Source organism: Komagataeibacter diospyri (assembly GCF_043995075.1).
Classification (GTDB): Bacteria; Pseudomonadota; Alphaproteobacteria; order Acetobacterales; family Acetobacteraceae; genus Komagataeibacter; species Komagataeibacter diospyri.
In genome coordinates, this window is record NZ_CP171836.1 from 431,449 (window position 1) to 444,566 (window position 13,118).

Sequence of the window (13,118 nt, forward strand, 5' to 3'; positions counted from 1 at the left end):
TCATAACCAGACAGGATCATGAAGCGTCCTCATGTCATTTGTGTACTTCCACGCTTTCCGGCTGCCAGCCACCGCCCAGCGCGCGGGCAAGCTGTATGGTGGCGGATGTGCGGGAGTCCTGATTGTCCAGCACGCTGGCCTGTGCATCAAGTGCTGCCATGCGTGCGCTCAGCACATCGCCAAAGGTACGCTGCCCCCCGGTGTAAAGCCCCATCATGTCATGGGCGACCTGTTCAGCCTGATGCTGTGCGCGGGTCAGGTCGGTATCGCGTCCATCAAGGCTGAGGCGGTTTTCGTAACCGTCTTCAACTTCCGCCAGTGCGTGCAGGATGCTGTTGTCATATCCCGCGACCGCGGCATCAAGCCGTGCGCTGGCCGCGTGTATGCGCGCCTGTATGCGGTTGGCGGTAAAGATTGGCAGGTAGGTGGTCAGCGCAATCAGGCCGCCCGTGCCCGACAGGCCGGGAATGCCGTCAAAGCGCAGCCGTCCGTCCCCACCGAAGAATTCCAGCCCGAAGCGGGGCAGCAGGTCGGTCTTGGCGCTTTTGAGCCGGTTGAGCGCCGCATCCACCTGATCGCGTCGTGCACGGATGTCGGGGCGGCGTTCCAGCACCGTATCGGGCATCTGCCCCGCTGGTGGTGCAGGCACGTAATAGGCGGGTGGCGGTGTAAGGGAAGGCAGTCCTTCGGGTAACTGTCCCGACAGCACGGCCAGACGCCTGCGCACAAGGTCAAGGCGTGCGACCAGCACCGGCCTGCGCGCCTTCAGGCCAGACAGTTTCTGGTCAACGCCCGTCACATCCGCCGCCGTTGCCTGACCGGCAGTGAAACGGGCCTGACCATACCGGCGCAGTTGTTCAAGCATGCCAATGCTGCGGTCTGTCAGCGCGATCTGGCGTTGCAGTCCCTGCGCCTGCAGGTAGTCATTGGCGGCGTCGGCAGCAATGACCATCTGCACGCCGTGGAAATATTCTTCTTCCGCCTTCATGCCAGCTTTCGCGGCCTTTACATCCGCATGGCGACCGCCGAACAGGTCGGGTTCCCATGATGCGCCAATGCCTGCCAGATGCCCGTCGGTGCCGGGATCATTGCTGGTGGGCAGGGTGCTGGGATTGCGCCAGTACATGCCGCCCCCCATCATGTTCCCCGTCGCCCCCACGGTGGGGTACAGAGCGGATCTGGCGACCGTGTGCATCGCACGGGCCTCCAGCACGCGGTCACGCGCGATGCGGATATCGGGGCTGGCGGCAAGGGCCGTATCCACCGCCTGCACCAGGGCCGGGTCATGCCATGCTTCCCACCAGCGTGTAAGGTCGGTGGCCGGTAGCGTGGTTGTGGGCGTTTGCGAAAACTGTCCGGGCACCGTGACATGTGACGCCGGTACACGCGTGCGGAATGGCGAACATCCCGCCAGCCCCACGGCCATTGCAACGCCCCCCATGCAGGCGACCCGTGCCAATCTGTTCTTCATTATTCCTGCCTTGCCAACATGGATCTGAAGCGCGCGAGCGCAAATACAAGAAATACAATTCCCGTCACGGTTACGGTCAGCAGTGGCTGGATGATCGCGCCCAGCCCCGCGTCACGGTACAGGATGGCCTGTGACAGGTTGACGAACTGCGTGGTGGGCAGGAAGCGCACCACCACCTGCATGGCAGCGGGCATGCTTTCCACCGGTGTCGCGGCCCCCGACAGCAGGTAAGCCACCGCATAGACCGGCACCACCAGCAGTCCAAACTGCGGCATGGTGGGGGCAACCGTCGCCAGCATGATGCCCAGCGCCGTGGCCGAAAACAGGTACAGCAGCGAACACGCGGCAAACAGCATGATTGATCCCGCCAGCGGCACCCCCAGCCAGACATGTACCACCAGCCACAGTGACACGATGGCCGCCACGAAGATGACCAGTCCGTTGGTGACAATCTTGGCTACCGCGATCTCGCTGGCCGTGACGGGCATGACCAGCAGGTGTTCCAGCGTGCCATGTTCGCGTTCGCGTATGACCGCTGCCCCCACCAGCACGATGGACAGGATGGTGATGTTGGTCACGATCTGCATGACCGAGGTAAACCACTTCGATTCACTGTTGGGGTTGAAGCGGATGCGGCTGGGCGCGGTAAAGGGGATCTGGTCCACCAGTGCCGGCACATGCAGCATGTCGTTGACTTCCCCCAGCATGATTTCGTTCAGGTATTCCGTTCCCAGCCCCGCCTGTGTCATGGCGGTGGCGTCCACCCGCAACTGTATGACGGGTGTGCGCCCGGCTTTCACGTCCGCCTCGAACCGGGGCGGGATGTCGACAACGAAAATATAATCGCCTTCATCCATGCCATGCAGGGCCTGCGTGCGGTCCACCAGCACCGGGGGCTTGAAATAGGGGGGCAGCACCGCATCGCGTATCCGGCGTGACAGGGCAGAATTGTCCTCATCGATGAAGGCGATCGTGGCGTTGGAGACTTCCACCTTTACCCCGTCGGCCACCAGCAGCACGCCTGCGGTAAACGCGAACACGATCAGCCCCAGCAGTACGCGATCGTGCATCAGGCTGCGCAGTTCCTTGCCGCACAGAAGACCAACATTGACCAGCCAGCGCATCATGCCGTCATGCTTCCTGTTTTTTCAGCAGCAGACGGGCCGCCAGCATATAGACAGACCCGAAGGCGGCCAGTGCAATGTACATGGGCCAGAAGCTGCTGGTCCCCAGCCCCTTGGTAAAGCAGCCAAGACTGATCAGCTGGTACCATGACGCGGGAAAGCCCAGCCCCACGATACGGCTGACACCCGTAAGGGTGGAGGCGGGATAAAGCAGCCCGGAAAAATTGACCGCCGGGATCAGGCAGATGATGGATGTGCCGAAAATGGCCGCGACCTGTGAACTGACAAAGGTCGAGATCAGCAGCCCCAGGCCCGTGGCTGACAGCACGAACAGGATACCGCCCACCGTCAGCGCCAGCAGCGATCCCTTCAGTGGCACCCCCATGATAATCACGGCCACCGCCACCAGCATGAAATAGCTGATCGTCGCCAGCGCCACATATGGCGCCTGCTTGCCCATCAGGTACTGCCCGACCGATGCGGGGGAGGCGTAGAGGTTGACGATAGACCCCACTTCCTTTTCCCGCACCACGCCCAGGGCGGTCAGCATGGTCGGGATCAGGATCAGCGCGAGCATGATGACGCCGGGGGTCATGGCGTAGATGCTGCGGAATTCCTGATTGTAGGAAAAGCGCGGCTCGATGGTGATGGGGGCCGTCGGCCCCTGCGGCAGTTCACGACCCAGCGTTGCCGCATATCCCCCCAGCACGCCAGTGACATAGGCGCGCACATTGGCTGCAAGGAATGGCACCGCGCCATCGATTATCACACCAACTTCCGGCCTGTGCCCCGCTTCCATGTCACGGGCGAAACCGGGGGGAATATCCAGCGCCAGCTGGACACGGCCATTGCGGATGGCGCGGTCCAGCGCATTGGCGTCCGCCACGGGCGCACGTTCATGGAAATAGGCCGAGCCACGGAAACTGTCGATCAGTTCACGACTGATGGTGGTCCGGTCATGGTCACTGACGGTAAAGCCGATCCCTTCCACATCGAACGAAATGCTGGATGCGGCCACCACCAGAAGGATCAGCGGCCCGATCAGCGCGAAGGTCAGGCGCAGCCGGTCGCGCAGCAGTTCAACCGCTTCACGCCGGGCAAAGGCCCATGCCCGTGGCAGCCAGCTGCCGCCCAGCCTGCCAAAGCGGGTGGCCAGCATTTTGCTGACGCCATGCCACCATGTATGTGCGGGCGTTGCGGGTTTGACGGGTGGCGCCTGTGCGTCGGTTGCCGCCTCGGCATCTTCCAGATAGGCGATGAAGGCGGCTTCCAGACCGGGCGCCTTGCGTTTCTGTACCAGTTCGGCCGGCGTGCCGACCGCCAGCACGTGTCCCCGGTGCATGAGCGATATCCGGTCGCATCGCGCTGCTTCATTCATGAAGTGGGTGGATACGAAAATCGTCACATGCCCTTCACGCGACAGGCGGATCAGGTGTCGCCAGAACATGTCGCGTGCGGCCGGGTCCACGCCGGAAGTCGGTTCGTCAAGGATCAGGATTTCGGGATTGTTGATGCACGCCGCCGCCAGTTGCAGGCGCTGGCGGATTCCCAGCGGCAGGGAAGCGGGGCTGACATCGGCGCAGTTGCGCAGCTCAAACGCATCAAGCGATTGTTCGACACATTGCGCGGCCCTGTCTGCAGGCATGCGGTACAGCCGTGCCTGAAGCATGAGATTCTGCCGCACGGTCAGTTCTTCATACAGCGAAAACGCCTGCGACATGTACCCGATGCGCATGCGGGTCTTCATGTCGCCTGCCGTGATCTGTTCGCCAAACAGCTTTGCCGTGCCGCTGGTTACGTCCAGCAGGCCGGTCAGCATCTTCATGGTAGTGGACTTGCCGCAGCCGTTGGAGCCGAGGAAGCCGAAAATTTCGCCCCGGCTGATGGTGAAGCTGACGTCGCTTACCGCCGTGAAACTGCCAAAGCGGCGGGTCAGGTGCTCGGCCTCGATGGCGGGGGGGCCGCCGGGACTGGCATAGGGCGGGATGACAAAGCCGCTGGCCTGCTGGCGCCGGGTGTCCGGCAGCAGCGATATGTAGGCATCTTCCAGCGATGTGGTATGCGTGCGTTCCAGCACGTTATGGGTCCGGTCACTGATCAGGATCTTGCCGTCATCCATGGCCACCAGCCATGCAAACCGCTCCGCTTCATCCATATACGCAGTGGACACGATGACTGACATGGACGGCCGTTCCCTGCGCAACTGGTCCACCAGTGTCCAGAACTGCTGGCGTGACAGCGGATCGACGCCCGTGGTCGGTTCATCCAGGATCAGCAGGTCCGGGTCATGCACCAGCGCGCAGCACAGGCTGACCTTCTGCTTCATGCCGCCCGACAGGTGGCCAGCGGCCCGATCGGGAAAAGGGGCCAGACCCGTGGCATCCAGCAGTCGCTGTATGCGTGCGTCACGCGCCTGCGCATCCATACCGAACAGGCGGGCGAAGAAATCGATGTTTTCCCACACCGACAGCGTGGGATACAGGTTGCGGCCCAACCCCTGCGGCATGAAAGCGACGCGCGGCAGGAATGCCTCACGCGCGCGGCGGTCGCCCATATCCGATCCCAATACCGACACCGTGCCCGACTGCAGCTTGCGCACCCCGGCGATCAGGCCCAGCAGGGTGGATTTGCCTACCCCATCCGGCCCGACAAGGCCAATGGTGGTCCCGGCAGGCAGGTCCAGCGTCACATTGTCCAGTGCCGTGACCGCGCCATAGCGGTGGGTAACCCCCGTTATGGTGATGCCCGCCGGGTTATGCGGGGTATCGGCGCTCATTGCGGGGCATCGGCCACATCAAGTGTTGCGGGCCAGCGAATGGACGGATCGGTACGCACGTAGCCATCACCCGTCATGCCCGATTTCAGCACGTCGCCATAATGTCGGGCCGTTTCGGGGGAGACGCGCAGCTTCACACGATAGACAAGCTTGTCACGCTCGGTGGCGGTTTCGACATATTTCGGTGTGAACTGCGCTTCGGGCGAGATGAAGGAGATCGTGGCCGGGATCACCTGCTGGTGCAGTGCGTCAAGTGCGATACGCGCCTGATCGCCCACACGCAGCCGTCCGGCCTGCTGCGAGGGGAAGAAAATGGTCAGATACATGTCCGTGGGGTCAAGAAGGGAAGCCACGCGACCGCCACCGGGCAGTACGGCGCCCTTTTCCACGATACGGTATTCGATCCGGCCAGCCACGGGCGCGCGGATGGTCATGTCATCGGCGCTGGAGGCCGCTTCCGTGACCTGCGCCTGTGCTGCGTCAACTGCGGCCTGTGCGGCGTCCACGGCCCGGCCCGCCGCATCGGCCGCGGATGTTGCGGTATCAAGGTTTGTCTGGTGCTGCGACAGTTCCATGTCGGATACCAGATGCTGGCGGAACATGGTGCGGGCATGGTCAAGGTCAAGCTGTGCAAGGTGCTGGGCCGACACGCGGGCGTCGCGTTCGGCCCCCGCGCGTGCGACATCGGCCTGTGCCGCACGCAGGCGCGCGCGCGCCGCATCCAGCTGCGCGCGGGCGGTGGTGTCATCCTCGCGGGCCAGAACCTGGCCGCTGGCGACTGTATCGCCTTCGTGGAAATCCAGTTCCGTGATGCGGCCGGGATACTTGACCGCCACGTCAATGCGCGCCAGTTCCAGACGGCCGTTGGCGCGCGCAAGGCCCGCAGGCAGGTCACCACGGTGCTGGACCACATACCATCCGGCCCCGCCGGCCGCCACGATTACAGCAACCCCCGCGCCAATCGCCGCGTCACGCCACTTCATGCTGCCGGGCCTTCATGCTGTCCGGCGCAGGTCGTGTGAAAATGAAATGACGCGATCATGCAACTTTCCTCAAGGTCAACGCAGGCCATCCTGCCGTTGGGGTGTATATTCGATGGGAATGCAGGGTCATGCATTGATCCAGAGGCGGATATCTGAACTTTCCCGACTAAAAATCACGTTCTGCCACCGGGTGGGGAAGGCCAGCATGGACGTTCCTGAATATGTATACGTATAAGTGTATTTTAATTTCAAAAAAGAAAGCAACCCGTAAAATATCCCTACCGGTATATTTTATGTTTCGGCATATGTCATGTGTGCGTTATGTGCAGACAGTCCACGGAAACAGGTCGCCTGCATGCAGGACCGGACACAGAGTCACAAGGAAGGCAGCAACAGGATGCCAGACAAGGAACGCCCCAGGTCTGCCCGCATGGGCCGCCCGTCCGTCGCGGAGGCGGCGACGCTGTCCGAAAGGATTCTGGAGGAAGCTGTCCGGCTGTTCTTCGACCTTGGGTTCCGGGGTACCAGCATGGACATGGTGGCGGAGGCGGCGGGCGTTACAAAACGCACCCTTTATGCGCGATATCGCAGCAAGCCCCTGCTGTTTGAAGCCGTGGTCAGCACGACTATTGATATCCGGCTGGATGCGCTGGCATTGCTGATGCCGGCGAACGGAAATATCCGCTCTCGGCTGGTTTCAGTCTGCACGTTGCTGCTGGACTGGCTGCTGACGGATCGCAGCGTGGGGATGTACCGCGTGGTTTCAGCGGAAAGCCGGCAGTTTCCGGCGCTTGCCCGCAATATCCATTCCCATGGCGCCCGCAGGGCGGCGCAGTTGATCGGCCACGCCCTGCATGAAGGCGTGAAAAACGGGGAAATCGAGATCGATGATATCGGGTTTGCGGCGGATTACCTGACGGCCGCCGTGATCCAGTACCCGTTCCAGCAGGCTGTTCTGGGCCTGATTACGGTCAGACTGGATGACGCCATGCGCCGCCATATCGATCAGGCGGTGGAACTGTTCCTGAACGGTGCGCGTGCCTGCCCGCAGTAGAAGTGGTGGCAGGGAGACAGGGACAAAAACGTCAGGCCACGTCCGGCCGAGAGGCGGAACGTGGCCCGATGCCTGCTTATTCCTGATCGGGGGCAGGGGCGGAGTTGAGCTGGATATATTTCTCGATCCCCACCTGACGGATCAGGTCGAACTGACGGTCGAGGAAGTCCTCGTGCTCTTCCTCGTTGACCAGGATCTTGAGGAACAGGTCGCGGGAGACAAAATCGCGCACGCTTTCGCAATAGGCGATGCCTTCGCGCAGGTCGCCAATGGCCTTTTCTTCAAGCTTCAGGTCGCATTTGAGGATTTCCTCCACATCCTGCCCCACCAGGATCTGGTTGTAGCGCTGCACGTTGGGCAGGCCACCCAGATACAGGATGCGCTCGATCAGCCAGTCGGCGTGGCGCATTTCCTCGATCGATTCTTCATATTCCTTCTTGCCCAGCAGGGTAACGCCCCAGTGGCGCAGTGTGCGGGCGTGCAGGTAATACTGATTGATGGCCGTCAGCTCGTTCGTAAGCTGGGTGTTCAGGTGTTCGATCACCTTGGGATCTTTGATCGGCATGGCGTGACTCGCTATGATAAATTATGGCAGGATCGGATATATTGGATTTAATGGGAGGTTGTAAATAAAAAATTATTATATATCAGCGCATTAATAATGATAATTCTTATTCGCAAATAATGAGATATACGTTTTTATCCACCTGTTGTCGTACCTTTTCCTCATGGGCAGTGGCCTGTGCCACTGTCGGGGCCATTCGTGCCGCGTCGCGAGCCCTCTCATCACTCATGCCTGTTTTTTTCTGCTGCATCCATCCGTAAGCCACGGGGTAATCAAGCTGTATGCTCTCGACCATTATTACCGCCATGTTGCCCCTCGTCGTGGTTTTCCTGTTGGGCTACCGTGCCGGATGGCACCGTGATTTCAATGGGGAGCAGGTTTCCGTCCTGAACCGGATGGTCATGCTCTATGCCTTTCCCCTCAATCTGTTTGTGGGTATTGCGGGCATGCCGCGCACCATTCTTGCGGGGCAGTTGCCGCTGGCAGCGTCGGTTTTCGGAATCATGTGCGGCAGTTTCGGCGTGGCGTATGTCCTGTCGCACTATGTGTTCCGGCGTGACGCGGCGGCATCCGCCCTGCAGGGATTGGCCATGGGGGCGCCGTCGGTGCCCTTCATCGGGTCAGCCATGCTGCCGGTACTGGTAGGGCATGCAAGTACGTCGGTAGCAATTTCGGCCGCCGTGTTCGCCATGGTTCTGGTCCAGACGCCGGTATGTATGGTCATGCTGGCCAAAAGTACCCATGCTGCATCGCCTGAACAGGCCCGGCTTGTGCCACAGATCATCGCAGCGTGCAGGGAACCGATTGTCTGGGCCCCGATTGTCGCGACGCTTCTGGTCGTATCGGGTATCCATCTGCCTGGGCCGTTGCTCAGGTCAGGGGAACTGCTGGGCAATGCAGCGGCCGGGGTGGGGCTGTTCGCATCCGGGATCGTCCTGTTCCTGCAGCGGGTTGCAGTGACGCTGCCGGTGGTGGTCACTGTTGCCGTGCGTAATATTGTCATTCCCGTCATGTCATGGTTGCTGCTGAGCATGCTGGGCCTGCCGCATGAAGTGATCCGTACTGCCGTGCTGGCCCTGTCCATTCCGGTGGGGACGGTTGTAGTCATCCTTGCGGTGCGTTTCGGGACGGATGAGCAGGAGGCGGCATCGACCCTGTTTCTCAGCGCCGTGGTGTCGGTGCTGACGATGGCACTATTCATTGCCTGTGTGGGATAAGAATAGCCAGAAGGCTGAAAATAAAATATTTTTGGGTTCCGCTTTTTTTCAAGGTGGCGTTTCCTGAAGCTTTTGGGGAAAATTTCAACAAAAACTTCTTTATGATTTTTGTATTGTTTCTGTAATTATAATATAAAAATATTACTTATTGTTTTTTTCAATTCCCTTTTTTTAAAAAGCAATTTCACCAAATATTCATATTATGCATCGTGTGCTGTCCTATACCTTTCCATGCCTATCAACTGAATAGGCGTCTGGACAGGAATGGACATCATGAAACAGGATTCCGAACCGAAGTCGCCGCACATCCATGAAGAATGGCGGCCTGCGCTTGTTCTGGTGTGGAAAGACACACGGGGGCAGGCAAGGCAGGTGCAGCCTTCCATCCCACCTGAAATGATGGAAGAAGACGAAGCCTATATTCATGACGAATTCTGATGTTCTCCCTTCCTTTCATTATCAGGAAACCAGATGGAGATGACCACCGACATGACCGAACGTCCCGGCAGTGACAATGCATCATGGGAACGGAACCGCCTGCGTGAGGAAGTTCTGGACGATATTGATGAAGAAATAGAACTTGAACTGGATGACGCCCGCCTTGGTTCGGACAAGGACAATGGTACGCCTGATTTCAGACGGGCGTATTTCCGTGAACTGCTGTCCCTGCAGGGGGAACTGGTCAAGCTGCAGGATTGGGTCAAGGAAACCGGGCACAGGGTTGTGGTGATCTGTGAAGGACGGGACGCGGCAGGCAAAGGGGGTGTCATCAAGCGCATTACCCAGCGGCTGAACCCGCGCATATGCCGTGTCGCGGCACTGCCGGCCCCTAACGATCGGGAGCGCACACAGTGGTATTTCCAGCGTTACGTCAGTCATCTGCCGGCGGCGGGGGAAATCGTGCTGTTTGACCGCAGTTGGTATAACCGTGCGGGCGTCGAGCGGGTCATGAACTTCTGCACCGACGATGAATATGAGGAATTTTTCCGCTCTGTTCCCGAATTTGAACGCATGCTGGTGCGTAGCGGGATACAGATTATCAAATACTGGTTTTCCATTTCTGATGATGAACAGGAACTGCGTTTCCGCGCCCGTATGGAAGATCCGCTGAAGCAGTGGAAACTCAGCCCCATGGATCTGGAAAGCAGGCGGCGGTGGGAATCCTATACGCTGGCCAAGGAAATCATGCTGGAACGTTCAAATATTGACGAAGCACCGTGGTGGATCGTTCCGGCTGATGACAAGAAGAAGGCGCGCCTTAACTGTATAAGTCACCTACTGTCACAGGTACCCTATCATGATGTAAGCAAGCCCGAAGTACGGCTGCCCGAGCGGGTTTACAGCCCCGATTATATTCGTCAGCCTGTACCCGACAGTATGATTGTGCCGCAAAAATATTGAGGGCAGAAAAAGATATTAATTCAAAACAGATAAAAACTGTTTAGAAATAACATTTTGATAAAATAATAAAGGTTTTTGGGTGCCGCCTTTTTTAAGGCGGCATTTTCTTAAGATTTTTTCAAAAGGCTTCACCAAAAAAATCTTATGATTGCGGGTTGTCTTACAGGGACTGTTGGGAATTATCTTTTCAAAACGCCTTAATGTGTTTCAAAGCCTGTATGGATCGCTTTGTATTGACGGATGCCCAATGGGCGAAGATGGTGCCCCTGTGTCTTGGAAAGAAGACGGATCGGGGACGCAGCAGGAAGGATAACCGCCTCTTTATCGAAGCGGTCTTATGGATCGCCCGGCCGGGCAGTCCATGGCGGGACCTGCCGCCTGTATTTCGGACACTGGAATCCGGTTTACCCGCGCTACAGCGACTGGACGAAGGCCGGGGTTTTTCAGCGAATTTCCGAAGCCGTCTCTGGCGATACCGATATGGAATATGCGATGGTACGACGGTACGGTGATCCGGATTCACCGGCACAGGCAAGGGGCAAAAGGGGGACCGGAAAAAGGGGATCAGACGCAGTGTAACGGGATGGTCAACGAAGATCATCGCCATGACTGATGCCCTGGGTAATCTGCTCCGCTTTACCCTCATTCCCGGCCAGCATTACGACACGGTCGGGGTTGCGCCCCGTCTCCAACCGACGGATTTCAGGAGGCTTCCTGCTGACAGGGCGCTTGATGTTCACTGGATCGTGTATGCCATCCGCGCGCAAGGCGCCTGCGTGGTCATTCCCCAGCGCTCGAACCGTCTCGACAGACGCCCGTTCGTTGGGGCCCTGTTCAAAGCGTGCCATCTCATTGAGAACTTCTTCTGCAGGCTCAAGGCGCTCAAGCGCATCGCCATGCGGAGCGACAAGGCAGACAGATCATTTGCAGCCATGAACCATCTCGCCGCCGCAATCATCAATTCACGGTAATTCCCAACTGGCCCCAGAAAATTTTATGGAAATGTTGTGAAGGATTACAGGTTTTTTTCCTGTTGCTGATGTAAAAAACCGGGACTGCATACCATGCAGCCCCGGTTCTTTTTTGCCGATGTCAGGCAGGATCAGGCATTGAGGATATAGAACAGCCCGGCTGCGATCGTGATGGTGACTGGCAGGGTGCATACCCATGCCAGTGCAATCTTGACCAGCATGCCACGATTGATACCCGAACCGGACCCCAGCATGGTGCCCGCGATACCGGCAGTAATGATATGTGTCGTGCTGACCGGCAGGCCGGTATAGCCTGCGGTTGCGATCAGGCCCGCGCCGACCAGTTCGGCTGAAGCTCCCTGCGCTGGCGTCAGGTGCGTATTGCCGATCTTTTCACCCAGCGTATGCACGATCCGCTTGTAACCGATCATGGTGCCAATACCCAGGCACAGCGCGCTGAGCAGGCGCACCCACCACGGTGCGTATTCCACCACCGGGCGCATCTGGTTGCCCAGCACCTTGGCCTGTGCCCGTTCGTGGGTCGAGGCGGCAGGATTGGCTGACACGGCTTTCAGGCCGGCGACGACTTCATACATGTCCGCCCGCAGGACGGAGGGGACAACATCATCCGCCCTGGTCCGGGACAGACGGCCCACTGCGGCAATGGCTTCATCACGCAGGCCGTCATGGTCATACTGTTCAATCAGCGGTGCCGCACTGGTGGCATATTCCGCGATATGGGGAATATGCGGCGCGCTGTCAGGGGCCAGGGCAAAGGTTGCCGGCAGAATGCCGATAATGGTCAGCATGATCAGGCCAATGCTTTTCTGTCCGTCATTGCTGCCGTGGGAAAAGCTGACGCCGGTGCAGGTCAGGATAAGCAGGCCACGGACCCAGCCACGTGTCGGCCTGTCACCCTGCGGCGGCTGGTACAGTTCGGGATCATGGACAAGGTGCTTGATAATGAAATACAGCCCACCCGCGCCAATCAGCCCCAGCAGGGGAGAAATGGCCAGAGCGCGCAGGATTTTCCAGATCTGTGACCAGTCAACGCTGTTACCCAGGTCGCGTGTATGCAGCAGGGCATCCCCGATGGCGATCCCGATCAACGCGCCAATGACGCAGTGGGAACTGGAGTTCGGTATCCCGAACCACCATGTAAACAGGTTCCATGCCAGTGCCGTGCCAAACAGCGAAATCAGCATCGGCACGGCCGGGTCGCCGTTGGGGGGGGAAAGGACGTCCGCAGGTAGCAGTTCAACCAGCCCGTAGGCCACGCTGATCCCGCCCAGCAGCACGCCGACAAAATTCATGCACCCCGACCAGATGACGGCGGTGCGGGGTTTGAGTGATCTGGTATAGATGACGGTCGCGACGGCATTGGCCGTATCATGGAAGCCGTTTACGAATTCAAAGATGCAGACAAGCGCAAAGCATATGACCAGTGCTATGATGGAAAAAGCCGAATATGGCGCGAAGTGGAGCATGAAACAATACACCAGTAAGTTACTGTTATGCGCACCATAAATAAAAACAAATTAAAATATAAGATGTAC

10 protein-coding genes and 1 pseudogene are annotated in these 13,118 nt (G+C 58.9%); 5 read left to right on the forward strand and 6 right to left on the reverse strand.

Annotated elements, in window-relative coordinates:
- Positions 1–34 precede the first annotated feature (34 nt).
- From ACE2AA_RS01985 to ACE2AA_RS02000, 4 genes are read right to left on the reverse strand one after another with little or no spacing between them, the layout of a single operon-like run.
- Entirely contained in the window at positions 35–1,471 is a 1,437-nt protein-coding gene (locus ACE2AA_RS01985) for a TolC family protein (protein ID WP_162853791.1), read from the reverse strand.
- A complete protein-coding gene (locus ACE2AA_RS01990; protein WP_141299671.1) occupies positions 1,471–2,598 on the reverse strand; it encodes an ABC transporter permease in 1,128 nt (375 codons plus the stop codon). The genes ACE2AA_RS01985 and ACE2AA_RS01990 overlap by 1 nt, the downstream gene beginning before the upstream one ends.
- Before the next feature lie 4 nt (positions 2,599–2,602).
- Positions 2,603–5,371 (reverse strand): ribosome-associated ATPase/putative transporter RbbA, encoded by a 2,769-nt coding sequence (rbbA, locus tag ACE2AA_RS01995; protein WP_395370913.1) that lies wholly within the window; start codon positions 5,369–5,371, stop codon positions 2,603–2,605.
- Entirely contained in the window at positions 5,368–6,354 is a 987-nt protein-coding gene (locus ACE2AA_RS02000) for an HlyD family secretion protein (protein ID WP_395370915.1), read from the reverse strand. Before ACE2AA_RS02000 ends, rbbA begins: the two co-directional genes overlap by 4 nt.
- A gap of 397 nt (positions 6,355–6,751) precedes the next feature.
- Here ACE2AA_RS02000 and ACE2AA_RS02005 point away from each other — a divergent pair, with 397 nt between their 5' ends.
- Positions 6,752–7,408 (forward strand): TetR/AcrR family transcriptional regulator, encoded by a 657-nt coding sequence (locus tag ACE2AA_RS02005; protein ID WP_395370917.1) that lies wholly within the window; start codon positions 6,752–6,754, stop codon positions 7,406–7,408.
- Between the two features lie 76 nt (positions 7,409–7,484).
- Here the strand turns inward: ACE2AA_RS02005 and bfr are convergent, their stop codons facing one another.
- Positions 7,485–7,973 carry a bacterioferritin gene (gene bfr, locus ACE2AA_RS02010; protein WP_141259578.1) on the reverse strand — a complete coding sequence of 163 codons (489 nt, stop codon included), beginning with the start codon at positions 7,971–7,973 and terminating at the stop codon, positions 7,485–7,487.
- A 281-nt stretch (positions 7,974–8,254) separates the two neighbouring features.
- Between bfr and ACE2AA_RS02015 the strand changes: the two genes are divergently transcribed.
- The 4 genes and pseudogenes from ACE2AA_RS02015 to ACE2AA_RS02030 all read left to right on the forward strand — a co-directional run bounded on the left by ACE2AA_RS02015 (position 8,255) and on the right by ACE2AA_RS02030 (position 11,562).
- Complete coding sequence (locus ACE2AA_RS02015; protein ID WP_395370918.1) at positions 8,255–9,190, forward strand: AEC family transporter; 936 nt, start codon at positions 8,255–8,257, stop codon at positions 9,188–9,190.
- 273 nt (positions 9,191–9,463) lie between these two features.
- Positions 9,464–9,628, forward strand: a complete 165-nt coding sequence (locus ACE2AA_RS02020) for a hypothetical protein (protein ID WP_162515704.1) — start codon at positions 9,464–9,466, stop codon at positions 9,626–9,628.
- 39 nt (positions 9,629–9,667) lie between these two features.
- Entirely contained in the window at positions 9,668–10,591 is a 924-nt protein-coding gene (gene ppk2 / locus ACE2AA_RS02025) for a polyphosphate kinase 2 (RefSeq protein WP_141259606.1), read from the forward strand.
- Positions 10,592–10,809: 218 nt separating this feature from the next.
- Positions 10,810–11,562: pseudogene (locus ACE2AA_RS02030) on the forward strand (IS5 family transposase).
- A 131-nt stretch (positions 11,563–11,693) separates the two neighbouring features.
- Here the strand turns inward: ACE2AA_RS02030 and ACE2AA_RS02035 are convergent.
- The gene (locus ACE2AA_RS02035) at positions 11,694–13,049 is read right to left on the reverse strand and encodes an inorganic phosphate transporter (protein ID WP_141259581.1); all 1,356 of its coding nucleotides are present in this window, start codon (positions 13,047–13,049) and stop codon (positions 11,694–11,696) included.
- Positions 13,050–13,118 lie beyond the last annotated feature (69 nt).

What these genes read in the sequence shown, in the direction of transcription:
- ppk2 (WP_141259606.1), top strand. Translation starts at nt 9,668, where the DNA reads ATGACCACCGACATGACCGAACGTCCCGGCAGTGACAATGCATCATGG.
- bfr (WP_141259578.1), bottom strand. Translation starts at nt 7,973, where the DNA reads ATGCCGATCAAAGATCCCAAGGTGATCGAACACCTGAACACCCAGCTT.
- ACE2AA_RS02035 (WP_141259581.1), bottom strand. Translation starts at nt 13,049, where the DNA reads ATGCTCCACTTCGCGCCATATTCGGCTTTTTCCATCATAGCACTGGTC.
- ACE2AA_RS01990 (WP_141299671.1), bottom strand. Translation starts at nt 2,598, where the DNA reads ATGATGCGCTGGCTGGTCAATGTTGGTCTTCTGTGCGGCAAGGAACTG.
- ACE2AA_RS02000 (WP_395370915.1), bottom strand. Translation starts at nt 6,354, where the DNA reads ATGAAGTGGCGTGACGCGGCGATTGGCGCGGGGGTTGCTGTAATCGTG.
- ACE2AA_RS02015 (WP_395370918.1), top strand. Translation starts at nt 8,255, where the DNA reads ATGCTCTCGACCATTATTACCGCCATGTTGCCCCTCGTCGTGGTTTTC.
- ACE2AA_RS02005 (WP_395370917.1), top strand. Translation starts at nt 6,752, where the DNA reads ATGCCAGACAAGGAACGCCCCAGGTCTGCCCGCATGGGCCGCCCGTCC.
- ACE2AA_RS02020 (WP_162515704.1), top strand. Translation starts at nt 9,464, where the DNA reads ATGAAACAGGATTCCGAACCGAAGTCGCCGCACATCCATGAAGAATGG.
- rbbA (WP_395370913.1), bottom strand. Translation starts at nt 5,371, where the DNA reads ATGAGCGCCGATACCCCGCATAACCCGGCGGGCATCACCATAACGGGG.
- ACE2AA_RS01985 (WP_162853791.1), bottom strand. Translation starts at nt 1,471, where the DNA reads ATGAAGAACAGATTGGCACGGGTCGCCTGCATGGGGGGCGTTGCAATG.